Origin of the sequence: Kluyvera cryocrescens NBRC 102467 (assembly GCF_001571285.1) — a bacterium.
GTDB classification, from domain to species: domain Bacteria; phylum Pseudomonadota; class Gammaproteobacteria; order Enterobacterales; family Enterobacteriaceae; genus Kluyvera; species Kluyvera cryocrescens.
Window position 1 is genome coordinate 161,906 of the sequence record NZ_BCTM01000013.1, and the last position, 24,520, is coordinate 186,425.

Sequence of the window (24,520 nt, forward strand, 5' to 3'; positions counted from 1 at the left end):
CTCATTAAACTTGATGGCTTGGTGAGTTTTATTCAGTAATGGGCATTAAAATTTCCGACTTTGAGCCTTTCATCGCGGTGGCGACCTTTCGGAGTTTCCGCCTGGCGGCGGAAGCGGCGGGCGTCACTTCTTCTGCCATGAGCCATTCCATTCGTCAGCTAGAGGAACGGTTAAAGATCCGTTTATTTAATCGCACGACCCGTAGCGTTGCGCTAACGGATGCCGGGCATCAGCTATTTGAGTCGCTTTCACCGTTATTCAGCAGCGCGAGGGAGGCGGTTGAAGCGATTAATGATTACCGCACAACGCCTATCGGCACCCTGCGGATCAATGCCGTTAGGCTGGGCGGCCGTTATCGGCTTGCACCGCTCGTCGCCGGGTTTACCCAAAAATATCCTGACGTGCGGGTTGAAATAGCCCAGGACGATAATCTGGTGGATATTGTGAGCAGTGAATACGACGCCGGGGTAAGGCTAAGTGAGATTATCGAAAAAGATATGATTTCGATTCCTCTGGGCAAGCCGATTCGTTATGCGGTGGTTGCCAGCCCTGAGTATCTTCAACATCATGCAGCGCCTGAACGGCCGCACGACCTTTTGCAGCACTCCTGCATCAAGTTTCGCTACCCCGGTGGCCGCAGCTACCAGTGGCAGTTTGGCCGGGATCACGAGCAGTTGGCTATCAGCGTGCAGGGGATGCTTGAAGTTAACGATCTCGATATCGCTCTGAGCCTGGCGCTGCAGGGGGCGGGAATAGGCTATGTGCTATCTGAAATGGCGGAACCTCATCTGCGCAGCGGCAAACTCATTTCACTGCTTGACGAATGGCTGCCGGAATTACCGGGTTTTTATCTCTACTACTCCAACCGCAAATTTGCCTCGGCGGCTTTTCAGGCATTTGTCGAATATATAAAAGCGCAGCGCTAGCCGTTGTTACCGGCAAGGCCGGTAACCGATTTACGCCCCTCGGCATGCGGGGAATAAAAAAGGCCGCCGGGTATAACCCGACGGCCTTTTGTCGCTGTGCGCAACGTTACGCCAGCACTAAATCGCCCTGTGGATGGCAGGAACACGCCAGCACATAGCCTTCAGCAATTTCCGCGTCGGTCAGCGTCATGGTGCTATCGACCGTATACTCACCGGAAACCACTTTAGTTTTGCAGCAGCCGCATACGCCAGCGCGGCAGGCCGCGACAACCGGAACCTGATTGCTCTCTAGCGCATCCAGCAGCGTGGTACCAACCGGTGCGTAGAACTCTTTCGCCGGCTGAAGTTTGGTGAATTTCAGGCCAGTAGATGCCGCTTCGGCAACCGGAGTGAAGAACTTCTCTTTGAAGAAGCGAGTCACGCCCAGCGCTTTCACTTCTTTTTCCACCAGATCCATATATGGCGCAGGGCCGCAGGTCATCACGGTGCGGGAAGCCAGATCCGGCACGCTTTGCAGCAGCGCGGTGCTCAGGCGACCGGAAACAAAACCATGAGTCGCATTATTTTCCGCCACCAGCGTCACCGGATACTGACGCCATTCATCGGCAAAAATCACATCGTCCGGTGAACGGACGTTGAAGATAACCTGCACATCGGCCTGCGGGCGATATTTTGCCAACCAGCGACGCATCGACATGATAGGCGTCACGCCGCAGCCAGCGGCCAGCATCAGGAACTTATCTTCTGCTTTATCTTCACAGGTGAAATCACCCATTGCATCGGACAGCCAGATGTAATCGCCGCGCTTCACGTCACGGGTTAGCCACTGCGAACCGGCACCGTCATCAATCCGACGCACGGTCAGCGTGATGTATTCGCTGACGCCCGGGGTTGATGAAATGGTGTAAGCCCGCAGGGTCTCCGCCGAATTCCGTACGCTAACCAGTGCATACTGCCCGGCGCGATAAGGATAATAATCGTGACACAGCAACGAAATTGTCCAGACGTCCGGCGTTTCCTGATGGATGTGATGAACCTGCATCCGCCATGGGCACTGATGAGTTGGCATTGTCATTCTTTACTCCTTACGCGTTCAGCAACTGCTTCATGTCTTCTTCAACGGTGGTCACGGAACGCAGACCAAATTTCTCGTTGAGAACGGCCAGCAGATCCGGCGTGAAGAAGCCTGGTGCGGTTGGGCCAGTGACGATATTTTTCACGCCCAGAGAGAGCAGGGTCAGCAGAATCACAATCGCTTTTTGTTCAAACCAGGAGAGCACCAGAGACAGCGGCAGATCGTTGACGCCGCAGCCCAGTTTCTCTGCCAAAGTGACGGCCAGAATGATGGCGGAGTAAGCATCGTTACATTGACCAGCATCGATAAGACGCGGCAGACCTTCAATATCACCGAACTCAAGCTTGTTGAAACGGTATTTACCGCAGGCCAGCGTCAGGATCAGGCAGTCGTCCGGCACGCTGGTGGCGAAGTCGGTGAAGTAGTTACGCTCACCGCGCGCGCCGTCGCAGCCGCCGACGAGGAAGATGTGACGCAGTTTTTCGCGGCTCACCAGATCGATCAGTGAGTCTGCGGCACCCAGCAGCGTCTGACGACCGAAACCGACGGTGATCAGATGTGGGATCTCGCTGTACGGGAAGCCCGCCATTTGCTGCGCCTGCGTGATAACTGGAGTGAAATCGTCGCCTTCCAGGTGGCTAACATTTGGCCAACCCACGATGCTACGCGTCCAGATACGGTCATCGTAAGCGCCTACGGTTGGGTCGATGATGCAGTTAGAGGTCATCACGATGGGCCCAGGGAAGCGAGCAAACTCAACCTGCTGGTTCTGCCAGCCGCTACCGTAGTTACCAATCAGATGCTTGAACTTACGCAGCTCCGGGTAACCGTGAGCAGGCAGCATTTCACCGTGGGTGTAGACGTTCACGCCGGTGCCTTCGGTTTGCTCCAGCAGGTTATACAGATCTTTCAGGTCGTGGCCGGAAATCAGGATGCATTTGCCTTCGGTCGCTTTGACGTTGACCTGGGTCGGGGTTGGGTGGCCGTACTTCGTGGTTTCACCGGCGTCCAGAATGCTCATCACTTTGAAGTTCATCTGGCCAATTTCCATTGAACACTCCAGCAGAGCGTTCATATCGGAAGGCCAGGTGCCCAGCCAGGCCATGATTTTGTGGTATTGAGCGTAAATGTCGTTGTCGTACTGACCCAGAACGTGGGCGTGCTCCATATAGGCCGCCGCGCCTTTCAGGCCGTACAGGCAAAGCAGACGCAGGCCGAGAATGTTCTCGCCGATAGTGGCTTTGTCTTTGTTAGGGGTAAATTCGGCAGCCTGCTGCTGCAGGGCACCCAGATCGTCGCTCACCAACTGCAGATCGGCCATGGGGTTGCTGACGGAGGCGTTGGCATCAACAGCCAGGCACTGCGCTTTCAGCGCTTCACGCATAGCAATGGCCTGACGCGCGTAGCCGACGATACGTGGGGAATCAAAGTTAACGTTGGTCAGGGTGGAGAAGAACGCGCGCGGGGCGAAGTTATCAACGTCGTGGCTGATGATGCCGTATTCACGCGCTTTCACCGCCCATGCGGACAGACCTTGCAGGGAGGCAATCAGCAGATCCTGCAGGTCGGACGTTTCTGCAGTCTTACCGCACATACCCTGCGCGTAAGAGCAGCCGTTCCCTGCCGGAGTACGGATGGTTTGTTCACATTGCACACAAAACATGGTCACACCTTTTAAAGTTATATTTAATATACATGTTTAAGGGTAAGCCTGACGATAAGCCTTGAAAAGGCCTTTTTAGTGCAACTTAATGGGAGGTTGATTTAGCGCAATTTTGGCGGCAGCAGACGCTACCGCCTTAGGAGTATCAGGCGGTGAAGAACGCCATCATCAGGGGAACCAGTAGGCTGAGAATAAAGCCGTGAACGATAGCCGGAGGCACCATTTCTACGCCGCCGGAGCGTTGCAGGACGGGTAGAGTAAAGTCCATTGACGTCGCACCACACAGGCCGAGCGCCGTAGAACGGCTGCGCCGCACCATCCCTGGAATCAGCATGATAGCGATAAGCTCGCGCGCGAGGTCATTAAAGAAGGTCGCACTGCCGATAACCGGGCCGTAAGCATCGGTCAGCAGAATACCTGACAACGAATACCAGCCAAAACCGGAGGCCATCGCCAGCCCGGTTTTAATCGGCAGGCCCAGCAGGAAAGCGTTAATTACCCCGGCAACCATTGAACTGGCCACCACCACCAGGGCAATGAGCATTCCCCGACGATTAAGCAGTATTTGTCGCAGCGTCATACCGCTATTTCGTAGCTGAATACCCACCAGGAAGAGAAGGAAAATAAGCGTATATTCACTGGCATCAGTTGCATGCTGTAAAAATGAAAGACCGCTCAGGCCAAGGACGAAACCGGCAATAACGACAAAGCACAGTTTTAATGATTCCAGGGCCATGGCTAAGCGGGAAGGTAATTTTTCCTGATGGTGCGGATGCCCCCATGGGCGGATTTTTTCCAGCCACAGCAATGCCGCGGTATTACAGGCCAGAATAACCACAATACTGATAGCAGAATAGTGGAGAATGGCGAGAAGATTGGCGGTTAAATTATCCAGAAATGCCAGGCTTATCCCCATAAAGAAGAGAATAAGATACACAATCCAGCTGAGTAGCCGATTAATGAGCTGAAGTGCGCCGCGATGGCGAAGGGGAATGAGGTAGCCGATAATGAGCGGCACCAAAATAATGAGCAATCCGGATAACATGGCTGGCACTGTTCCTTGCAGTATTTAAATCGCGCAGAGACACTACCGAAAACCACATACTGAGTAAAGCCATCAAAAAAGAAAGACCCGGGAAACCCGGGCCCTTCATGTCGGTATCGTCTATTCGGACCCGCTGATGCCTGTCCGGATAGGAGGAATCACGGATACGTTATTTCTTTTCCAGCAGGGTGCGATAGATCAGGCCACCCAGAATACCGCCGATAATAGGCATAACCCAGAACAGCCACAGCTGATCCAGCGCCCAGCCGCCCTGGAAGATAGCCACAGCTGTACTACGCGCCGGGTTGACGGAGGTGTTAGTGACCGGAATGCTGATCAGGTGAATCAGGGTCAGCGCCAGACCGATAGCAATCGGAGCGAAGCCTGCAGGTGCATTCTTATCAGTCGCACCGTGAATCACAATCAGGAAGCCGCAGGTCAGGACGATTTCAATGACGATAGCGGAGAGCATGGAGAAACCGCCAGGTGAATGTTCGCCATAACCGTTAGATGCAAAACCGCTGGCCGCCGCGTCAAAGCCGGCTTTACCGCTGGCGATGAGGTACAGAATAGCCGCGGCAATAATACCGCCGACAACCTGAGCAATAATATAGCCAATGACTTCTTTAGCCGGGAAACGACCGCCGGCCCACAGGCCCAGAGTGACAGCAGGGTTAAAATGACCGCCAGAAATGTGTCCCACCGCATAAGCCATGGTGAGAACGGTTAAACCGAACGCCAGTGCGACGCCCGCAAAGCCAATCCCTAATTCCGGGAATGCTGCAGCCAGAACGGCGCTACCGCAACCACCAAATACCAGCCAGAAGGTACCGAAGCACTCTGCAGCCAATTTTCTAAACATAACCACCTCGAATCAAAAATATTATCGTCACAAAGGATGACGACAGAATTTATACCTACCGAAAATGGGGGCAGGCATAGTCCGCGTTATTTTAAAAACTAACGTCATCCCTTAACCAGTTAAATAAATACGTGAACTTTGATGCAAAACAATGTGGTGTCATTCCTTAATCAATTTATTCTTCGAATTAGAGTGTAGTGCAATATTTTCGGAATAATCGGGTTAGGGTGACCAGTAGCGCACTTTATTACATTTAATGGTTATTAAATCAACACACGGTCCGGATCCGGGCAGGTAGGCGGGTGTCAAGCGGGCGGCATGCCGCTATACTGCCGATAAAGCAGGATGGTCGTATTCGTGTTACGGAGGATTTATGCTTCTTGAGCGCACCGAGATTGCAGGGTTTCGCGGCATTAACCGTTTATCGCTCACGCTGGAAGAGAATAATGTCTTGATCGGCGAAAACGCGTGGGGTAAATCCAGCCTGCTGGACGCGTTAACGTTGCTGCTTTCTCCGCACGAGGGGCTGTACCATTTTGTGCATTCCGATTTCTGGTTCCCGCCGGGCGACATCGAAGGGCGAGAGCACCATCTGCATATCATTCTGACCTTCCGAGAAAATGAGCCGGGGCGATACCGCGGCCGCCGCTATCGGGGCCTGTCCGATTGCTGGTCGCTCTGTGACGACGGCTATCAGCGTATTTTCTATCGTCTTGAAGGTGAGCTGGCCGCCGATGGCAGCGTGTTGACGCTGCGCAGCTTTATTGATAGCGATGGCCAGGCGCTGGCGCTTGATGACATTGATGCAAAAGCGCAGGAGTTGATTCGCCTGATGCCGGTGCTGCGCCTGCGCGATGCCCGCTTTATGCGGCGTATTCGCAACGGCACGGTCCCTCCTGTACCCGATGTTGAAATTACTGCACGTCAGCTCGATTTTCTCTCCCGTGAACTGGTAACCAGCCCGCAAAACCTCAGCGACGGGCAGATCCGTCAGGGGCTGGCGGCGATGGGGCAACTGCTGGAACATTACTTCTCTGAGCAGGGTTCAGGGCCTGCGATCCAGCGCTTAATGCGCCGTCGTTCGCATGACGAACAGCGAAGCTGGCGCTATCTGGATCTCATCAACCGTATGATTGATAAACCCGGCGCCCGTAATCACCGGGTGATCCTTCTGGGCATGTTTTCGACGCTGCTTCAGGCGAAGGGGACGGTCAGGCTGGATAAGGATGCCCGTCCGCTGCTGCTGGTCGAAGACCCGGAAACCCGGCTCCATCCCATTATGCTGTCAGTGGCCTGGAGCCTGTTAAATCTGATGCCGTTACAGCGTATCGCCACGACCAATTCCGGTGAACTGCTGTCGCTCACGCCGATGGAAAACGTCTGCCGGTTGGTGCGTGAATCCTCCCGCGTTGCCGCCTGGCGGCTGGGACCTCAAGGGCTCAGCGCGGAAGATAGCCGCCGCATCTCTTTCCATATTCGTTTTAATCGTGCCTCCTCGCTGTTTGCCCGCTGCTGGCTGCTGGTGGAGGGCGAGACGGAAACCTGGGTAATTAACGAACTGGCTCGCCAATGCGGACATCATTTTGACGCCGAAGGGATTAAGGTGATTGAGTTTGCCCAATCAGGGCTAAAGCCGCTTATTAAGTTTGCCCGGCGGATGGGGATTGAATGGCACGTGCTGGTTGATGGCGACGAAGCGGGCAAAAAATATGCCGCTACGGTCCGAGGCTTGCTCAATAACGATCGGGAACTGGAGCGCCATCACCTGACCACGCTGCCGGCGCTGGATATGGAACACTTTATGTATAAGCAGGGATTTTCTAACGTCTACCACCGCGTGGCGCAACTGCCGGAGAATATTCCAATGAATATGCGTCGGGTGATCACCAAAGCAATACACCGATCGTCAAAACCCGATTTGGCGATTGAGGTGGCGATGGAGGCAGGGCGGCGTGGGCTTGACGCCGTGCCGCCGCTGTTGAAAAAAATGTTTTCCCGCGTCGTCTGGCTGGCGCGCGGGAAGGCCGATTAGCCCTGAATAGTCGCAGCAATCTGCTGCTGGAGCGCGTCCAGCAGCTCGTAGCGACGACGGTATTCCGCTCGCTTCTTACTGGCAATCTCTTCCATCGTTTTACGCGGTAGCGCCAGGGGCAGTACGTAATCGCCTTCGGCATCTACCGTTGCGCTTAATGACTCCCAGAAACTGTTATAATCGGCGTGCAGCTTGTCGCGCTTTTTACGACGATAGCGCAGGCTGCGGTAAATATGGGTTTCGTTACTCACCGCACGGACATGTTTTACGGAGAGTTGCTCACCTAGCGTCAGCAGGGCATCCACCACCAGACGTTTTGGGAACAGGCCGTGGCACGCTTTTGTCGCTACCTGAATGAGCTGATGAGGAACATCGGCTTTCGCACCCTGCAATCCACCAATAAAGAACGTATCCACGCCGTTGTACTGACACAGAGTGAAGGTCAGCTCAGCCAGTACGGTGTCGTTTTCATCGCGAAACGTCAGCGTCGCTTCACCTTCTTTATCCAGCATCGCGTCAGCGCCGAGATAAATGCGGTAGCGCTGCTCGTCTTTTCCCTCGATCGTGGTCAACAGTGCGCCATGGGCCGACAGATAGTGGCTCGTGATGTTATCCGGAAGTTTGTCGAGCATCAGTCGGTAGTGGTAGCACAGGGCATCAATGGTCTGCTGAGGGCTCATATGCGTTGACAGCCATGGGCGGTGTAATCTGCACGGCAGTCCTGGCTGGACGTTGAGGATTTGCATTAGCTGCGGCTGTTTCGTCAGACTTTCCAGCAGTTTTCCGGTCATACGCGGCGCGCCGAGCGAGCGCAGCATAAATTTACGGCGATAGGCGGGATTCTTCCAGGCTCGTCCTGGCGTCAGGGCACCGGTCGACAGCAATCTAAAGAGCTGCCAGCTCGATTCAGGCTGTGGGGCAGAAGAAAGTTGAAGCTCGGCAACGCTGGACATAGGAAAAATCTCATTAAATGAAGGTTTTGCCTATTTAATCAACGGGATCTTCAACGATATTTCAACAAATGCAAAGATTGTGGAGGAAATGTGGAGAATTTATTCTGTTGATGAATGGTTTAGGGTTCATCAGTACTTTTTTTGTCTATTTTTTGGGCGCCGATCTCTCGGCGCCCGGCGTTGGCTAGCGTGGTGCAAACAGCGTCGACATCTGTGTTTGAATCTCGTCCAGCAGCTGATAGCGGCGGCGATATTCCGCGCGTTTTTTACTGGCAATTTCGGCCTCATCTTTACGGGCAATCTGGATCGGTAGGTGGAAATAGCCCAGCTTGTCGCATTCACCGCCGACCGCTGCCCAGAACGTATCGTAATCAGACAGTATTTTTTTATTCTTATCCTGGTAACGTTCGCCGCGGAAAATATGCGCTTCGTTACTGACGGCAAGAATTTGTTCAGCCTGCAGGCGTTCTGCAAAACGGCATACCGCTTCCATCACCAAACGTTTTGGGAAGAGGCCGTGGCAGGATTTGGTTGCGTTTTGGATGGCTTCGTGCGGCAGGTCGCGTTTACCTCCCTGTAGTCCGCCAATAAACAGCGTGCGCTTATTCTCATAGGAAATAATGCTAAAGGTCATTTCAGCCAGCACATCGCCATCGCTATTACGCATCAGGATCGTACTATCGCCTTCTTTATCCAGATTAACCTGCATGGTCAATTCGAAGGTGAAGATGTCGCCATTTTTACCTTCAATTTTGGCCAGCGGTAAAGCCTGTGTATTCAGGTAGGTAGACAACTCTTCTGGGGACATGGCCTCAGACAACAGCGTATAGTGATAGCGCAGCGCTTCCAGGACCTGTTGGCGGTTGAAATTGACCGCCAGATACGGCCGATGCAGACGGACCGGAAGACGCGGCTGTCGCGTCAGCAGAGTATCAAGATTTGACCACTGGGATAGTTCACCCATCCATTCACGGCTTAAACGTGGCATAAGCAGTGAGCGCAGCATAAATTTGCGCCGGAAACTGCGCTGATTCCAGAATTCACCTGGTCGCCATTGGCCACTAAACAGGCTAAAAAAGAGGCCAAAGGCAGAAGGTGGTTGAGAGGATTCGAATGAATTTTCGCTGAGCTGAGACATGGTTTACTATCCAGAAATACGTTTTGGCGTTGATTTTACCATCGACGAAATGAATCAATTAACTCTACGCCGACGTTGGCTACCACTTTTGACGGTTTGTTTAGCCCACGTTTAAGTTGGTATTTACATTCTGTCGAGTTACTCGGGAATTTAGGATTTTTATGAACATCAAGGGAAAATTTAAAAAGCGTTACGTGTTCGCCATTGCCATTCTAGTGATCGTGGTGATTGCGCTATGGAGAACGCTCAATGCGCCGTTGCCCAATTACCAAACGTTAATTGTGCGTAAGGGTTCCCTTGAACAGAGCGTACTGGCGACCGGTAAGCTGGATGCGCTGCGTAAAGTTGATGTCGGTGCGCAGGTCAGCGGACAGCTGAAAACGTTGTCAGTCAATATCGGTGATAAAGTAACGAAAGATCAGCTTCTTGGGGTTATCGATCCCGAACAGGCGGAAAACCAAATAAAAGAAGTGGAAGCCACGCTGATGGAGTTAAACGCGCAGCGTCAGCAGGCTGAGGCCGAATGGCGACTGGCAAGCGTCACCTATTCCCGCCAGCAGCAGTTAGCAAAGACTCAGGCGGTTTCGCGTCAGGATCTGGATACCGCAGCGACCGAAATGGCGGTCAAAAAAGCGCAAATAGGCACGATTGATGCGCAGATAAAACGCAATCAAGCCTCGCTTGATACGGCAAAAACTAACCTCGATTTCACCCGTATCGTCGCCCCTATGCGTGGCGAAGTGACGCAAATTACTACCTTGCAGGGGCAAACGGTCATTGCCGCCCAGCAGGCGCCAAACATTCTGACGCTCGCGGATCTCAGCACCATGCTGGTGAAAGCGCAGGTCTCAGAAGCCGACGTGATTCTCCTAAAACCAGGGCAAAAGGCCTGGTTTACCGTTTTGGGGGATCCGCTCACTCGCTATGAAGGTACGCTGAAAGATATTCTGCCGACGCCGGAAAAGGTGAACGACGCTATTTTCTACTACGCGCGCTTTGAAGTTCCTAACCCTAAAGGCGTGCTGCGCCTTGAGATGACGGCCCAGGTGCATATTCAGTTGAGTGGCGTGAGTGATGTGTTGACTATCCCGCTGTCGGCGCTTGGCGATAGCGTTGGCGATAATCGTTATAACGTGCGCCTGCTGCGAAATGGCGAAGTGAAAACGCGCGAAGTGGTTATCGGCGCGCGTAATGATACCGACGTGGAAATTGCGAAAGGGCTGGAAGAGGGCGACGAAGTCATTACCGGTGAAGGTAAAGCCGGAGCAGGAAAATGACCGCGCTGCTTGAACTGACCGATATTCGACGGAGTTACCCCTCCGGGGATAGCAGCGTGGAGGTGCTAAAGGGCATCTCACTACAGATTAACGCCGGGGAGATGGTGGCCATTGTCGGGGCGTCAGGGTCGGGCAAATCGACCCTGATGAACATCCTGGGTTGCCTGGATAAGCCCACCAGTGGCACCTATCGAGTGGCAGGAACGGACGTCGCAACGCTGGATGGTGACGCTTTGGCCGAACTGCGGCGCGAGCACTTTGGTTTTATCTTCCAGCGCTATCACCTGTTATCGCATTTAACGGCGGCGCAGAACGTTGAAGTCCCCGCCGTGTATGCCGGCATGGAGCGCAAAGCTCGGCTGGAGCGGGCAAAACAACTTTTGCAGCGTCTGGGGATGCAGGACCGCGTGGATTACGCACCGTCTCAGCTCTCCGGCGGGCAGCAACAGCGCGTCAGTATTGCGCGTGCGCTGATGAACGGCGGGCAGGTTATCCTGGCCGATGAGCCCACCGGAGCACTGGACAGCCATTCCGGTGAAGAGGTAATGGCAATCCTCCATCAGCTTAAAGAGCAGGGCCATACCATCATTATCGTCACCCACGATCCGCTGGTCGCCGCGCAGGCTGAACGGGTGATTGAAATTCGTGACGGTGAAATTATTCGCAACCCCCCAGCGCGTGAAAACACCACGGTGGCGCGCGCGGCAGTGGCTCAGAATGTCTCCGGCTGGCGGCAATTCAGCAATAGCTTCCGTGAGGCGCTGTCAATGGCATGGCGCGCGATGGTGGCGAATAAGATGCGCACGCTGTTGACCATGCTTGGGATTATTATTGGTATCGCATCGGTGGTATCGATCGTGGTGGTGGGTGACGCGGCCAAACAAATGGTATTAGCGGATATTCGCGCCATTGGCACCAATACTATCGATGTTTATCCGGGCAAAGATTTTGGCGATGATGACCCGCAGTATCAGCAATCGTTGAAGTATGACGATCTACTGGCAATTGAAAAACAGGCGTGGGTCAGCTCGGTCACCCCGTCGGTATCAAAAAACCTGCGTATACGCGCGGGGAATATTGACGTTGCCGCCAGCGTGCAGGGAATTGGCCAGCAATATTTTAACGTCTACGGCATGACTTTCAGTGAAGGGAATACCTTCAATGAAGTCCAGGCGGCTGAGCGTTCGCAGGTGGTGGTGCTGGATAGCAACACGCGTCGCCAGCTGTTCCCAAATAAGGCCAGCGCAGTGGGCGAAGTGATTCTCGTCGGGAATACGCCCGCTACCGTGATTGGCGTGGCAGATGAAAAGCAATCGATGTTTGGCAGCAGCAAAGTGCTGCGCGTGTGGTTGCCTTATTCCACTATGTCTGGACGCGTCATGGGGCAGTCGTGGCTCAATTCGATAACCGTCAGGGTTAAAGAGGGCTACGACAGCGATGTGGCTGAACAGCAGCTCACCCGACTCTTGAGTTTGCGCCATGGGAAGAAAGATTTCTTTGTCTGGAACATGGACAGCGTCTTGAAAACGGCGGAACGCACCACACATACATTACAGTTGTTCCTGACGCTGGTGGCGGTGATTTCGCTGGTCGTGGGTGGAATAGGCGTGATGAATATCATGCTGGTGTCGGTTACCGAGCGGACGCGAGAAATTGGCATCCGGATGGCGGTCGGCGCGCGGGCAAGCAACGTGCTGCAGCAGTTCTTGATCGAGGCGATCCTCGTTTGTCTGGTGGGCGGTGCGCTGGGCGTGACGCTGTCGTTGATGATAGCGCTGCTGCTGCAATTGGTGCTGCCGGGCTGGGAGATTGGCTTCTCTCCGCTGGCGCTGCTGACGGCGTTTATCTGCTCGACGCTGACGGGGGTTTTATTTGGCTGGCTGCCGGCGCGAAATGCGGCGCGGCTGGATCCGGTGGATGCCCTGGCGCGCGAGTAATTGCGCCGCAGGAGATGAAAAAATGCCAGTCAGAAGGACTGGCATTTTGATAGCGAGATGTACACAATGGGGCAGTAAACTAGGCGGCCGTTTCTGCTTGTGCTTCCACGGGAATAATGACGCTTGCGTGGTTGCCTTTGGGGCCCTCGTGGACATCAAAGTGGACGGATTGCCCGGCTTTTAATGTTCTGTACCCATCCATTTGGATGGTGGAGTAATGGGCGAAGATGTCCTCGCCACCGCCTTCCGGGCAAATAAAACCGAACCCTTTAGCATTGTTGAACCACTTAACAGTACCCATTTCCATACTTCGACATCCTTCGTAATTCTATTATACGTTTATAAGTAGATGGAATGAACCGGTGGTGGAGTCAGGAGTTGTACAAAACCTCACCAACTCTCGCCAGTACAATTTAGATATTTCGGGCAGTGCGTCAAGCGTTTGAAGGGGGCTTAAGGCGGAAAATGCATCAAAATTTGAAGCAGTTAACGCTATTGACGGGAATGTGACAGAGTTCGCGAATGACAACTATAGGTGATAGCTATCTATGATCTACAGTAAATTCAGAACCTGTATACGCTGGAATGAAGACGCGATGGTTTAAGGGAATGCTTCTGAACTCCCGCTAATTATCCGCATCGCCAGCGTGTCACCAGGCTCGTCAGCAGCAATAGATGACACCGACGATGATGACTGACAATGAGTAAGACCAGAGACTGGCTGGATTTCGACCAGCTTACGGCAGACAAACTTCAGGATGGGCTTAAACCCCCGTCGATGTATAAAGTGATATTGGTCAATGATGATTACACTCCGATGGAGTTTGTTATTGACGTGTTACAAAAATTCTTTTCTTATGATGTAGAACGCGCAACACAACTGATGCTAACGGTTCACTATCAAGGTAAAGCGATTTGTGGTGTATTTACGGCAGAAGTCGCCGAGACCAAAGTGGCTATGGTGAATCAGTACGCGAAGGACAACGAGCATCCATTGTTGTGTACGCTGGAACAAGCCTGATACAGGCATGAAAATTGGGGGAGGTGCCAATGCTCAATCAAGAACTGGAACTCAGTTTAAACATGGCTTTCGCCAGAGCGCGCGAGCACCGTCACGAGTTTATGACCGTCGAGCATCTGTTGCTGGCTCTGCTGAGCAACCCATCCGCCCGTGAAGCGCTGGAAGCGTGCTCGGTCGATCTGGTGGCGCTGCGTCAGGAACTCGAAGCCTTCATCGAACAAACCACGCCGGTTCTGCCGGTCAGTGAAGAAGAGCGTGAAACACAGCCAACGCTCAGCTTCCAGCGTGTTCTGCAGCGCGCGGTTTTCCACGTCCAGTCATCCGGGCGTAGCGAAGTGACCGGTGCTAACGTCCTTGTGGCCATTTTCAGCGAGCAGGAGTCGCAGGCTGCGTATCTTCTGCGTAAACATGAAGTGAGCCGCCTTGATGTGGTGAACTTCATCTCTCACGGCACCCGTAAAGACGAGCCAAGCCAGCCTTCCGATTCCGGAACCCAGCAGTCTAACGAAGAGCAAGCAGGCGGGGAGGATCGTATGGAAAACTTCACCACCAACCTTAATCAGCTTGCTCGCGTCGGGGGCATTGACCCGCTGATTGGTCGCGATAAAGAGCTGGAGCGTACGATTCAGGTTCTGTGCCGTCGTCGGAAAAATAACCCGCTGCTGGTCGGCGAGTCTGGCGTCGGTAAAACGGCGATTGCCGAAGGTCTGGCATGGCGTATCGTTCGCGGTGACGTGCCGGAAATCATGGCCGATTGCACCATCTATTCACTGGATATTGGCTCGCTGCTGGCGGGAACCAAATATCGCGGTGATTTTGAAAAACGCTTTAAAGCGCTGCTCAAACAGTTGGAGCAGGATACCAACAGTATTCTGTTTATCGACGAAATCCATACCATCATTGGCGCCGGTGCGGCGTCGGGTGGACAGGTGGATGCGGCAAACCTGATTAAACCACTGCTTTCCAGCGGTAAGATTCGGGTGATGGGCTCCACCACTTATCAGGAATTCAGCAATATCTTTGAGAAGGACAGGGCGCTGGCACGTCGTTTCCAGAAAATCGATATAACTGAACCGTCGGTAGAAGAGACCGTACAGATCCTTAACGGATTGAAACCGAAATACGAAGCGCACCACGACGTTCGCTACACCGCGAAAGCGGTCCGTGCGGCGGTAGAGCTGGCGGTGAAATACATCAACGATCGTCATCTGCCGGATAAGGCGATTGACGTCATTGATGAAGCGGGTGCGCGTGCGCGTCTGATGCCGGTGAGTAAACGTAAGAAAACCATCAACGTGGCGGACATTGAATCCGTGGTGGCGCGGATTGCGCGTATCCCGGAGAAAAGCGTCTCCCAGAGCGATCGCGATACGCTGAAAAATCTCGGCAATCGTCTCAAAATGTTGGTCTTCGGGCAGGATAAGGCGATTGATGCGCTGACCGAAGCCATCAAAATGAGCCGCGCCGGCCTCGGCCACGATCATCGTCCGGTAGGTTCATTCCTGTTTGCTGGCCCTACCGGGGTGGGTAAAACGGAAGTGACCGTCCAACTGGCGAAAGCGATGGGCATTGAGCTGCTGCGTTTTGATATGTCTGAGTATATGGAACGTCATACGGTGAGCCGTCTGATTGGTGCACCTCCGGGTTACGTTGGTTTCGATCAGGGCGGTCTGCTGACCGATGCGGTTATCAAACATCCGCATGCGGTTCTGCTGCTCGATGAGATTGAAAAAGCGCATCCGGACGTCTTTAACCTGCTGTTGCAGGTGATGGACAACGGCACGCTGACCGATAACAACGGCCGTAAGGCTGATTTCCGTAACGTGGTGCTGGTGATGACCACCAACGCCGGGGTGCGTGAAACCGAGCGTAAATCGATTGGTCTTATCCATCAGGACAACAGCACTGACGCGATGGAAGAGATCAAGAAGATCTTTACGCCGGAATTCCGCAACCGTCTGGACAACATTATCTGGTTCGATCATCTGTCGACCGACGTTATTCATCAGGTGGTGGATAAATTTATCGTCGAGCTGCAGGTTCAGTTGGATCAGAAAGGTGTGTCGCTGGAAGTTAGCCAGGAAGCACGTAATTGGCTGGCAGAGAAGGGTTACGATCGGGCCATGGGCGCACGTCCAATGGCGCGCGTGATTCAGGATAACCTGAAAAAACCGCTGGCCAACGAACTGTTGTTCGGCTCGCTGGTTGACGGTGGTCAGGTGACGGTAGCGCTCGATAAAGAGAAAAACGAGCTGACCTACGACTTCCAAAGTGCACAGAAGCACAAACCGGAAGCGGCGCATTAACGGCCGATATCGGTGATGTAAATAAAAACCGGGCAACTGTTTGCCCGGTTTTTTATTCTGTAATTCAGGTAAAAAAATGCCCCGCAATAAGCGAGGCATTATTCAGCAAAAAGCGCTCGGCAAACGTTGCGCCAGACGCTCATTATCTGCGGTTATTAGCGACTACGGAAGACAATGCGGCCTTTGCTCAGGTCGTACGGGGTCAGCTCAACAGTCACTTTGTCGCCCGTCAGGATGCGGATATAGTTTTTGCGCATTTTACCGGAGATATGTGCAGTCACCACGTGTCCGTTTTCCAGTTCTACGCGGAACATGGTATTAGGTAACGTATCAAGTACGGTACCCTGCATTTCAATATTGTCTTCTTTGGCCATCTAATCCTCTGGGGTATCACTACCGTAATTTGAACCGGCAAGATAATGCCGAAGTTCATCAAGTAAGTAAAGAATTGTCCGTCTTAATCGGCGAAAGTCGTTTTTGCGCATCACCCTTTCACCACACAAAAGTATCATGTGATGGGCGCAAACCAGGCCGGAAACAGCAGGATAAACGTGGGCGTTATCTGACTCGAATGATTCCCAAACGGCGGCGGGGCAAAAGGCAGAAGCGACTCTCGTCGGCAATTATATCATCCTGATGGAAATTGTGCTGAAAACATTTACGTTTCAGCTGAAAACAGGCGGCGTGGTACCCAGAATTTATCGTGGAGAGAACCGGTACGCAGATTATCCAGATGTTCGAGGTAGTCGCGGCGGGGAATTTCCACGGCGCCGAGCGAAGCGGTATGGCTATTCAGCACCTGGCAATCGATTAATTTACCGCCCGCCAGGCGAAATGCCTCACAGAAGACGTACAGCGCAGTCTTAGAGGCGTTCTCTGCGCGGCTGAACATAGACTCACCGCAAAACAGTTCGCCCATTGCAACGCCGTACATGCCGCCTACGAGCGTCTCACCCTGCCACACCTCGATCGAGTGGGCGTGGCCAAGCTCATGCAGACGATGGTAGGCCTGGCTGATGCTGGTGGTGATCCATGTGCCTTCGTGGCGATCCTGTGCGCAGCCGTCGATCACCTGGCTGAAGGCATAGTTAAGCGTGACGCGGTAAGGGGAGGTTTTATGAAACCGTTTCATGCTGCGGCTGAGATGAAACTGTTCCGGCCATAGCACGGCGCGAGGATCCGGCGACCACCAGAGGATCGGGTCGCCCGGCGAGAACCAGGGAAAGATCCCGCGCTGGTAAGCCATCAGCAGGCGCGCAGGGGCGAGATCGCCACCTAAGGCCAGAAGTCCATTTGGTTCGCGTAATGCGCCCTCCGGAGAGGGAAAAGCTATGGAGTGTCGGGAAAGCTGGACAAGGCGCATGCCGCGATGACCTCACGAAACAAAGTTAACTAATCATAGTCTACAGACGCTGTTTAAACTGGTAGTAACGACCTTGTTTTGCCAGCAGTTCCGCATGATTACCTTGCTCAATAATTTGCCCGTTGTCCATGACAATTATCTGATTAAATCGCGCCAGCCCGCGCAGGCGATGCGTCACCATCAGCAGCGTTTTATCGCGCATCACGTCTGCCAATAATTCAAGGATTTGACTCTCAGTCGTGGCGTCTAAACCTTCAGTCGGTTCATCCAGCATCATCAGCGGCGCATCGTGCAGTAGCGCACGGGCGATACCAAGACGACGCAGCTCGCCGCCGGAGAGCTGGCGGCCACCTTCGCCTAACCAACTGTTCAAACCGGAATCTTCGAGGAGCTTTTCCAGACCTGTACGACGCAGAACATCGCTTAACGCCTCATCGCTGGCATCCGGTTTCGCCAGCAGCAGATTATCGCGCAGCGTGGCGCTAAACAGATGTACGCGTTGAGGAACCAGGGTCATCGTACGGCGTAAGGTCGGTTCATCGATGCTGTTTAAGGCCATTTCGTTAAGCTGGACGGTACCTTGCTGAGGGTCCCACGCCCGGGTCAAGAGCTGTAACAACGTCGATTTACCGCAGCCGGTACGGCCAAGAATGGCAATGTGTTCACCGGCGTTAATGTGCAGCGAGAGATTCTCAAGCGCTGGCTGCGGCTGCCCAGGGTAGGTGAACGACACCTGCGAAAGCGTCAAGGCCACCTGCGGCGGTACGCTGCCGGTTTGCGTTGGGAAAGAGACTTCCGGTTGCTGTTCGATAATCTGGCTGACGCGCAGCGCCGAAGCGATGACCTGGCCTAAATGCTGGAATGCCCCCGTCACCGGGGCGAGCGCTTCAAAGGCGGCCAGCGCACAGAAGACGAACAGCGCAATCAGCGCGCCGGGTTGCAGGTTATCGCCGACGCCGCCGGCGGCCAGCCAGAGCATTGCGATGACCGCGGCCCCACCGATAAGTAGCATCAGTGCTTGAGACAACGCCGTAAGCTCCGACTGGCGACGCTGGGCGTCATGCCAGCTCAGTTCGGTCTGTTCCATTTGTTTACGGTAACGTTCGCTGGCGTTAAAAATCGTCAGCTCGGCCTGGCCTTGTAACCAGCCGGTCAGCTGTTGACGATATTGTCCGCGCAGCGTAGTGAGCTGCTCACCGGTAGGCTTGCCGGCACGGTAAAAGAGCGGCGGCAGAAGCAACAGCGTTGCCAGCATAATGCCGCCAAGCGTCAGAGCTAGCGACACATCCAAAATGCTCAGACCAACGGTCACCACCAAAATGACAATCAGCGCACCAATGAGTGGTGAAATCACCCGCAGGTAAAGATGATCGAGGGTATCAACGTCGGCAACCATACGGTTGAGCAGCTCGCCCTGGCGGAAACGGGCCAGTCCAGCAGGGGAGAGCGGCAGCAGCTTGCTGAAGGTAAATACGCGCAGGTGCTGGAGAACCCGGAAGGTGGCGTCGTGGCTGACCAGACGCTCAAAGTAGCGCCCTGCGGTACGAATAATTGCCGCGCCGCGCACGCCCGCAGCTGGGAGCATGTAGTTAAAACTGTAAGCGCCCGCAAACCCAACAACCGCTGACGCGGAGAGGAACCAGCCGGAGAGCGTCAGTAAGCCAATACTAGCTAACAGGGTCACAATCGCCAGAATGACACCAAGGCTTAGCAGCCATTTATGGCGTTTATAGAGCGCCAGATAAGGCAACAGTGCGCGCATTTAAATTTCCTCCTGACGATTGGCCAGCAGGCCGGAGAATACGCCGTTGGCGTCAACCAGCTGTTGATACGTTCCCTGCTCAACGATCTGACCATTTTCCATGACCCAGATAGCGTCCCAGTCCGTCAATCCTTCCAACTGGTGCGTCACCATCAGGGTGGTTTGCTGCGTGGACGCTTCAGTCAGCGCCTGCATCACCCGCTGTTCGCTATGGGCATCCAGACTTGCCGCTGGTTCATCCAGCAGCAGTAAACGGCAGGGGGCAATCAGCGCACGGGCAACCGCGACGCGCTGCGCCTGGCCGACCGATAAACGTGCTGCCTGCTCGCCTACCACCGTGTCGACACCATCAGGCAGATGGGGCAGGAATTCATTGACCCACGCCTTTTCCAGTGCGCTAAGCAGTTGGTGCTCACTAGCGTCCGGATCTCTGAGCAGCACGTTCTCGCGCAGCGTCGCGGCTGGAAGCTGAGGGTTTTGCCCCACCCAGCTCATTAAGCGATGCCAGCTATCTGGCTGAAGGTGGCGGAGTTCTACGCCGTTGACCTGTAAAGAACCGGTATACGGCAAGAATCCAGCCAGTGCGTTGAGCAACGAACTTTTGCCGGAGCCACTTTGCCCAACCAGCACCGCGCGTTGCCCGGCGTTAAGGGTAAAATTCAGCGGGCCAACCAGCATTTTTCCTTCCGGCGAGGTGATAAACAGGTCGGTTGCGCGCAGCGTCACCGGCTCATTGGTATCCAGAATGTGTTCGCCTTGCTCTGGATTTGCCAGCGGCGCTTCAAGGAAGGTTTTCAGACTATCCGCGGCGCCTACGGCCTGTGCTTTGGCGTGGTAGAAAGTGCCTAAGTCACGCAACGGTTGGAAGAATTCAGGTGCCAGAATGAGCGCGAGGAAGCCAGAGGAGAGCGTGACCGCCATACCGTAGCTACCAAAATTCAGTTCGCCCAGATAGGAAAAGCCAAAATAGACCGCGACCAGCGCAATGGAGAGCGAGGTGAAGAATTCCAGCACCCCGGAGGAGAGGAAGGCAAGACGCAGCACTTCCATGGTCCGATGGCGAAAATCCTCGGACGCCTGGCGAATACTTTCGGTTTCGGCCGCACCGCGGCCAAAAATACGCAGGGTATCCATTCCGCGCAGACGATCGAGGAAATGGCCGCTCAAACGAGCCAATGCCAGGAAGTTACGACGGTTGGCATCGGCGGCACCCATGCCAACCAGCGCCATAAACAGTGGAATAAGCGGCGCGGTAACCAGCAAAATCAGCGCTGCAGCCCAGTTTGATGGGAAGATGGCGACCACAATGAGCAGCGGTACACATGCGGCCAGCGCCATCTGCGGCAGATAGCGGGCGTAGTAATCATGCATATCGTCAATCTGTTCAAGAATGAGCGTCGCCCAGCTTCCCGCCGGTTTGCCCTGAATCCAGGCCGGACCTGCCTGCTGAAGACGGTCCAGAACCTGGCGGCGAATCTCAAAACGAATCTGTTGTCCGGCGTGAAAACCCACGCGTTCGCGTAACCAGACCACCCACGCGCGGAGGATAAAAATCAGCACCAGTTGGATAAAGGGCATCAGCAATGCTTCGCGTGGAATATTCTCCATGATCATGTGATGAAGAATACGGGCAAGGAACCAGGCCTGACCAATAATCAGAACGCCGCTGACAAAGCCAAGCAGACGGGAGATCATCAACCAGCGGCGTGAGAGTACGCTTTGCTGTTTGAGCCAGCGGGTGAGTTCTTGTTGGCGACTTTTATTCATTGGGCGCTTAGCAGGTAGCTTATGGTTTTAGTTACGGGCGCGGCAATGTTACATCGCAGAAAAAATAAAGGCGACTTATCGTCGCCTTTTTTACTTTTGTTACTGACTTGTAAAGATTATTTGCACGCGTCAGCCAAACCGTCGAGATAGCGCTCCGCGTCCAGCGCAGCCATACAGCCGGTGCCTGCAGAGGTAATCGCCTGACGGTAAATGTGGTCCATTACATCGCCTGCCGCGAAGACGCCCGGAATGCTGGTCTGCGTCGCGTTACCGTGAATACCGGACTGTACTTTGATGTAGCCGTTTTCCAGCTCCAGTTGTCCCTGGAAAATAGCGGTGTTCGGGCTGTGGCCGATCGCCACGAACAGACCCGCTACGTCCAGAGACTCAACGGTATCGGTATTGTGGGTATCACGCAGACGCAGGCCGCTTACGCCCATCTGGTCACCGGTCACTTCATCCAGCGTACGGTTGGTGTGCAGCACGATGTTGCCGCTTTCGACTTTATCCATCAGACGCTTGATCAGAATTTTTTCGGCACGGAATGAATCACGGCGGTGAATCAGGTGCACTTCTGAGGCGATGTTCGACAGATACAGTGCTTCTTCAACGGCCGTGTTACCGCCGCCGATCACCGCGACTTTCTGGTTGCGGTAGAAGAAACCATCGCAGGTTGCGCAAGCGGAAACGCCGCGGCCCTTGAAGGCTTCTTCAGACGGCAGACCCAAATAGCGGGCTGAAGCGCCGGTCGCGATGATTAATGCATCGCAGGTGTACTCGCCGCTGTCGCCGGTCAGGCGGAATGGACGATTTTGCAGATCAACGCTGTGAATGTGATCGAAAATGATTTCGGTATCAAATTTGGTCGCATGCTCATGCATACGTTCCATCAGCAGCGGACCGGTCAGGTCGTTTGGATCGCCAGGCCAGTTTTCCACTTCGGTCGTGGTGGTCAACTGACCGCCTTTTTCCAGCCCGGTAATCAGTACCGGTTGCAGGTTTGCGCGTGCAGCATAGACCGCAGCGGTGTATCCCGCAGGTCCAGAACCAAGGATTAGCAGCTTACTGTGTTTGGCCGTGCCCATGAGATCCCCATAATTGTTGGCAGTCATTGGTCTGGATTGTAGGGAATTTGTAGACGTAAAAAAAGAGCATAGCGATTTTGTTAACGATATGTGTAATAGAACAGACCGATTGATTGCCTATTTTAACATCAATAAATATAACTATTTCTACTGCACGCTGCGGAATTATAAGACGATTACATGTCAATCAAGCCCGGGTGATAATGAATATCTGGCATGTTGTACTAAAAAAAGATGTTTTGCTTTGACAATCCCCTGTGCTTTTGCGACAACATTCAAGGAAGAAGAAAAGCAGTGTTTCGCGTGTGGTGAATTTTCATGCACGCAAATACCATTTTTACCCGGTTCACTGAAATCTACGTATGGTGTGGACAGATATCATACGTGATGTCGGAGGCTTTGCCGCGAGGCGCCGGGGCTTCTCATACGCATACCCTGGGATATGCGTCGTTGCAGCAACAACGGCGTATTGAAAAAGGGATAAGGCTCTGAACAGTGAAGTGCACAGAGTCAAGACAGGAGTAGGGAAGGAATACAGAGAGACAATAATAATGGTAGATAGTAAAAAACGCCCTGGCAAAGATCTCGACCGCATCGACCGCAACATTCTGAATGAGCTGCAAAAAGATGGGCGTATTTCGAACGTCGAGCTTTCCAAAAGAGTAGGACTTTCTCCGACCCCGTGCCTCGAGCGCGTACGTCGTCTGGAACGACAGGGGTTTATTCAGGGCTATACCGCGCTGCTGAACCCGCATTATCTGGACGCATCACTGCTGGTATTTGTTGAGATTACTCTGAATCGTGGTGCGCCGGATGTGTTTGAGCAATTTAACACCGCTGTGCAAAAACTTGAAGAAATTCAAGAGTGTCACTTGGTTTCCGGTGATTTCGACTACCTGTTGAAAACCCGTGTACCGGATATGTCGGCCTACCGTAAGCTTCTCGGCGAGACTCTGCTGCGCCTGCCTGGCGTCAACGACACCCGTACTTATGTCGTTATGGAAGAGGTCAAACAGAGTAATCGTCTGGTAATTAAGACCCGCTAAAACGGAACAGGTGCAAAATCAGCGTAGTTTGATTACACTCCTGTTAATCCATACAGCAACAGTGTTGGAGCGATCTGACACTGTTGTCCGTTTTTAGCATTTGGCACCTGGAGAGCCTTTCTTGAGCCAGGAATATACAGAAGACAAAGAAGTCAAACTGACAAAACTCAGCAGCGGACGCCGACTCCTTGAGGCGCTACTCCTTCTATGCGCCATTTTTGCCGTTTGGTTAATGGCAGCACTACTGAGCTTCAATCCTTCCGATCCCAGCTGGTCGCAAACGGCCTGGCATGAACCTATCCACAATTTGTGTGGCGCTTCTGGCGCATGGCTTGCCGATACCCTGTTTTTCATTTTCGGCGTAATGGCTTACACCATTCCGGTGATTATTGTGGGGGCCTGCTGGTTTGCCTGGAAACGTCGGGCAAGCGAAGATTACATCGATTACTTTGCCGTCTCGCTACGTTTAATTGGCGTGCTGGCCATCATCCTGACCTCCTGCGGTCTGGCGGCGATCAACGCCGATGATATTTGGTACTTTGCCTCCGGCGGCGTGATTGGCAGCCTGTTGAGTACCGCTCTGCAACCAATGCTGCACAGCAGCGGCGGCACCATCGCGCTTTTGTGCATCTGGGCTGCCGGCTTAACCCTGTTTACCGGCTGGTCCTGGGTTGGGATCGCTGAAAAAATGGGCAGCTGGATCCTCAATATTCTGACGTTTGCCAGTAATCGTACGCGTCGTGATGATTCGTGGGTTGAAGAAGACGATTACGAAGAAGACGAATACGAGGAGGAAGAGGGGAATGTCGCGCAGAAGTCGAAGGCGTCGCATGAATCCCGACGTGCCCGTATTCTGCGTGGTGCCCTCGCACGACGTAAGCGTATTGCCGAAAAATTTGCTAACCCGATGGGCCGCATGACCGATGAGGCATTGTTCTCCGGTCGTCGCATGGATGATCCGGAAGAAGCCGGGCGCTATATTGCCAAAGCCGATCCTGATGATGTCCTGTTTTCGGGTGCCAGCGCCACGCGCGCGGCAGATTATGATGAATTTGACCCGCTGCTGAGCGGCCACACGGTAACGGAAACTCTCGCCACTGCGGCAACCGGTACGGCCCCTGTCTGGGCGGCGGATCCTTCTCAGCCCACGCCGCTCGGCGGTCAGCCTGCCTCTGCTCCTGATGCGGCATGGCAGACTGTCCAGGCCCCAAATAATGGGCCGTTAGAACAGCAGCCGCAATACGCACAGCCACAGACGTCTG

At 53.8% G+C, this 24,520-nt stretch carries 20 protein-coding genes; 8 read left to right on the forward strand and 12 right to left on the reverse strand.

Features of this window, described 5'->3' with window-relative positions; genetic code table 11:
* Positions 1 to 38 precede the first annotated feature (38 nt).
* Entirely contained in the window at positions 39 to 926 is an 888-nt protein-coding gene (locus KCR01S_RS11215) for a LysR family transcriptional regulator (protein ID WP_061282830.1), read from the forward strand.
* 106 nt (positions 927 to 1,032) lie between these two features.
* Here KCR01S_RS11215 and hcr read toward each other — a convergent pair whose 3' ends face one another.
* From hcr to aqpZ, 4 genes are all read right to left on the reverse strand, one after another.
* Complete coding sequence (gene hcr / locus KCR01S_RS11220) at positions 1,033 to 2,001, reverse strand: NADH oxidoreductase (protein ID WP_061282831.1); 969 nt, start codon at positions 1,999 to 2,001, stop codon at positions 1,033 to 1,035.
* A gap of 10 nt (positions 2,002 to 2,011) precedes the next feature.
* A complete protein-coding gene (gene hcp, locus KCR01S_RS11225; protein ID WP_061282832.1) occupies positions 2,012 to 3,664 on the reverse strand; it encodes a hydroxylamine reductase in 1,653 nt (550 codons plus the stop codon).
* A gap of 145 nt (positions 3,665 to 3,809) precedes the next feature.
* A complete protein-coding gene (locus KCR01S_RS11230) occupies positions 3,810 to 4,709 on the reverse strand; it encodes a LysO family transporter (protein WP_061282833.1) in 900 nt (299 codons plus the stop codon).
* 169 nt (positions 4,710 to 4,878) lie between these two features.
* The gene (gene aqpZ / locus KCR01S_RS11235) at positions 4,879 to 5,571 is read right to left on the reverse strand and encodes an aquaporin Z (RefSeq protein ID WP_061282834.1); all 693 of its coding nucleotides are present in this window, start codon (positions 5,569 to 5,571) and stop codon (positions 4,879 to 4,881) included.
* A gap of 373 nt (positions 5,572 to 5,944) precedes the next feature.
* On the opposite strand from aqpZ, the gene KCR01S_RS11240 reads away from it, so the two are divergent.
* Positions 5,945 to 7,603, forward strand: a complete 1,659-nt coding sequence (locus tag KCR01S_RS11240) for an ATP-dependent endonuclease (RefSeq protein ID WP_061282835.1) — start codon at positions 5,945 to 5,947, stop codon at positions 7,601 to 7,603.
* On the opposite strand, the gene KCR01S_RS11245 is transcribed toward KCR01S_RS11240, so the two are convergent.
* Positions 7,600 to 8,556: a VirK/YbjX family protein gene (locus tag KCR01S_RS11245; RefSeq protein WP_061282836.1), complete on the reverse strand. Its 957-nt coding sequence runs from the start codon at positions 8,554 to 8,556 to the stop codon at positions 7,600 to 7,602. The two genes, KCR01S_RS11240 and KCR01S_RS11245, sit on opposite strands and share 4 nt — an antisense overlap.
* A gap of 184 nt (positions 8,557 to 8,740) precedes the next feature.
* Positions 8,741 to 9,694 (reverse strand): VirK/YbjX family protein, encoded by a 954-nt coding sequence (locus KCR01S_RS11250; protein WP_061282837.1) that lies wholly within the window; start codon positions 9,692 to 9,694, stop codon positions 8,741 to 8,743.
* Positions 9,695 to 9,855: 161 nt separating this feature from the next.
* Here KCR01S_RS11250 and macA point away from each other — a divergent pair, with 161 nt between their 5' ends.
* Together macA and macB are read left to right on the forward strand one after the other, a co-directional pair.
* Entirely contained in the window at positions 9,856 to 10,971 is a 1,116-nt protein-coding gene (macA, locus tag KCR01S_RS11255) for a macrolide transporter subunit MacA (RefSeq protein ID WP_061282838.1), read from the forward strand.
* The gene (gene macB / locus KCR01S_RS11260) at positions 10,968 to 12,908 is read left to right on the forward strand and encodes a macrolide ABC transporter ATP-binding protein/permease MacB (RefSeq protein ID WP_061282839.1); all 1,941 of its coding nucleotides are present in this window, start codon (positions 10,968 to 10,970) and stop codon (positions 12,906 to 12,908) included. The genes macA and macB overlap by 4 nt, the downstream gene beginning before the upstream one ends.
* A gap of 79 nt (positions 12,909 to 12,987) precedes the next feature.
* Here macB and cspD read toward each other — a convergent pair whose 3' ends face one another.
* Positions 12,988 to 13,215 carry a cold shock-like protein CspD gene (cspD, locus tag KCR01S_RS11265; protein WP_061282840.1) on the reverse strand — a complete coding sequence of 76 codons (228 nt, stop codon included), beginning with the start codon at positions 13,213 to 13,215 and terminating at the stop codon, positions 12,988 to 12,990.
* A gap of 393 nt (positions 13,216 to 13,608) precedes the next feature.
* Between cspD and clpS the strand changes: the two genes are divergently transcribed.
* Together clpS and clpA are read left to right on the forward strand one after the other, a co-directional pair.
* Positions 13,609 to 13,929: an ATP-dependent Clp protease adapter ClpS gene (gene clpS / locus KCR01S_RS11270; RefSeq protein WP_052284335.1), complete on the forward strand. Its 321-nt coding sequence runs from the start codon at positions 13,609 to 13,611 to the stop codon at positions 13,927 to 13,929.
* A gap of 29 nt (positions 13,930 to 13,958) precedes the next feature.
* Entirely contained in the window at positions 13,959 to 16,235 is a 2,277-nt protein-coding gene (clpA, locus tag KCR01S_RS11275) for an ATP-dependent Clp protease ATP-binding subunit ClpA (RefSeq protein WP_061282841.1), read from the forward strand.
* 155 nt (positions 16,236 to 16,390) lie between these two features.
* On the opposite strand, the gene infA is transcribed toward clpA, so the two are convergent.
* The 5 genes from infA to trxB all read right to left on the reverse strand — a co-directional run bounded on the left by infA (position 16,391) and on the right by trxB (position 22,212).
* Positions 16,391 to 16,609: a translation initiation factor IF-1 gene (gene infA, locus KCR01S_RS11280; RefSeq protein WP_002211347.1), complete on the reverse strand. Its 219-nt coding sequence runs from the start codon at positions 16,607 to 16,609 to the stop codon at positions 16,391 to 16,393.
* Between the two features lie 284 nt (positions 16,610 to 16,893).
* Positions 16,894 to 17,598, reverse strand: coding sequence for a leucyl/phenylalanyl-tRNA--protein transferase (gene aat, locus KCR01S_RS11285; protein ID WP_061282842.1), 705 nt, complete (start codon positions 17,596 to 17,598; stop codon positions 16,894 to 16,896).
* 40 nt (positions 17,599 to 17,638) lie between these two features.
* On the reverse strand, positions 17,639 to 19,360 hold the full coding sequence (gene cydC / locus KCR01S_RS11290) for a heme ABC transporter ATP-binding protein/permease CydC (protein ID WP_061282843.1): 1,722 nt from the start codon (positions 19,358 to 19,360) through the stop codon (positions 17,639 to 17,641).
* Positions 19,361 to 21,127, reverse strand: coding sequence for a heme ABC transporter permease/ATP-binding protein CydD (cydD, locus tag KCR01S_RS11295; protein ID WP_061282844.1), 1,767 nt, complete (start codon positions 21,125 to 21,127; stop codon positions 19,361 to 19,363).
* 116 nt (positions 21,128 to 21,243) lie between these two features.
* A complete protein-coding gene (gene trxB, locus KCR01S_RS11300) occupies positions 21,244 to 22,212 on the reverse strand; it encodes a thioredoxin-disulfide reductase (RefSeq protein WP_052284340.1) in 969 nt (322 codons plus the stop codon).
* Between the two features lie 551 nt (positions 22,213 to 22,763).
* Here trxB and lrp point away from each other — a divergent pair.
* Complete coding sequence (lrp, locus tag KCR01S_RS11305; RefSeq protein WP_000228473.1) at positions 22,764 to 23,258, forward strand: leucine-responsive transcriptional regulator Lrp; 495 nt, start codon at positions 22,764 to 22,766, stop codon at positions 23,256 to 23,258.
* A 121-nt stretch (positions 23,259 to 23,379) separates the two neighbouring features.
* On the forward strand, positions 23,380 to 24,520 hold a 1,141-nt coding region (locus KCR01S_RS11310; protein ID WP_174522456.1), incomplete at its 3' end, for a DNA translocase FtsK 4TM domain-containing protein.

Bases quoted from the DNA above. Each gene is read 5' to 3' on its own strand.
- trxB (WP_052284340.1), bottom strand. From the start codon at position 22,212: ATGGGCACGGCCAAACACAGTAAGCTGCTAATCCTTGGTTCTGGACCT.
- macB (WP_061282839.1), top strand. From the start codon at position 10,968: ATGACCGCGCTGCTTGAACTGACCGATATTCGACGGAGTTACCCCTCC.
- lrp (WP_000228473.1), top strand. From the start codon at position 22,764: ATGGTAGATAGTAAAAAACGCCCTGGCAAAGATCTCGACCGCATCGAC.
- hcr (WP_061282831.1), bottom strand. From the start codon at position 2,001: ATGACAATGCCAACTCATCAGTGCCCATGGCGGATGCAGGTTCATCAC.
- macA (WP_061282838.1), top strand. From the start codon at position 9,856: ATGAACATCAAGGGAAAATTTAAAAAGCGTTACGTGTTCGCCATTGCC.
- cydD (WP_061282844.1), bottom strand. From the start codon at position 21,127: ATGAATAAAAGTCGCCAACAAGAACTCACCCGCTGGCTCAAACAGCAA.
- aat (WP_061282842.1), bottom strand. From the start codon at position 17,598: ATGCGCCTTGTCCAGCTTTCCCGACACTCCATAGCTTTTCCCTCTCCG.
- KCR01S_RS11250 (WP_061282837.1), bottom strand. From the start codon at position 9,694: ATGTCTCAGCTCAGCGAAAATTCATTCGAATCCTCTCAACCACCTTCT.
- infA (WP_002211347.1), bottom strand. From the start codon at position 16,609: ATGGCCAAAGAAGACAATATTGAAATGCAGGGTACCGTACTTGATACG.
- KCR01S_RS11215 (WP_061282830.1), top strand. From the start codon at position 39: ATGGGCATTAAAATTTCCGACTTTGAGCCTTTCATCGCGGTGGCGACC.
- clpS (WP_052284335.1), top strand. From the start codon at position 13,609: ATGAGTAAGACCAGAGACTGGCTGGATTTCGACCAGCTTACGGCAGAC.
- aqpZ (WP_061282834.1), bottom strand. From the start codon at position 5,571: ATGTTTAGAAAATTGGCTGCAGAGTGCTTCGGTACCTTCTGGCTGGTA.
- KCR01S_RS11245 (WP_061282836.1), bottom strand. From the start codon at position 8,556: ATGTCCAGCGTTGCCGAGCTTCAACTTTCTTCTGCCCCACAGCCTGAA.
- KCR01S_RS11240 (WP_061282835.1), top strand. From the start codon at position 5,945: ATGCTTCTTGAGCGCACCGAGATTGCAGGGTTTCGCGGCATTAACCGT.
- clpA (WP_061282841.1), top strand. From the start codon at position 13,959: ATGCTCAATCAAGAACTGGAACTCAGTTTAAACATGGCTTTCGCCAGA.
- cspD (WP_061282840.1), bottom strand. From the start codon at position 13,215: ATGGAAATGGGTACTGTTAAGTGGTTCAACAATGCTAAAGGGTTCGGT.
- KCR01S_RS11230 (WP_061282833.1), bottom strand. From the start codon at position 4,709: ATGTTATCCGGATTGCTCATTATTTTGGTGCCGCTCATTATCGGCTAC.
- cydC (WP_061282843.1), bottom strand. From the start codon at position 19,360: ATGCGCGCACTGTTGCCTTATCTGGCGCTCTATAAACGCCATAAATGG.
- hcp (WP_061282832.1), bottom strand. From the start codon at position 3,664: ATGTTTTGTGTGCAATGTGAACAAACCATCCGTACTCCGGCAGGGAAC.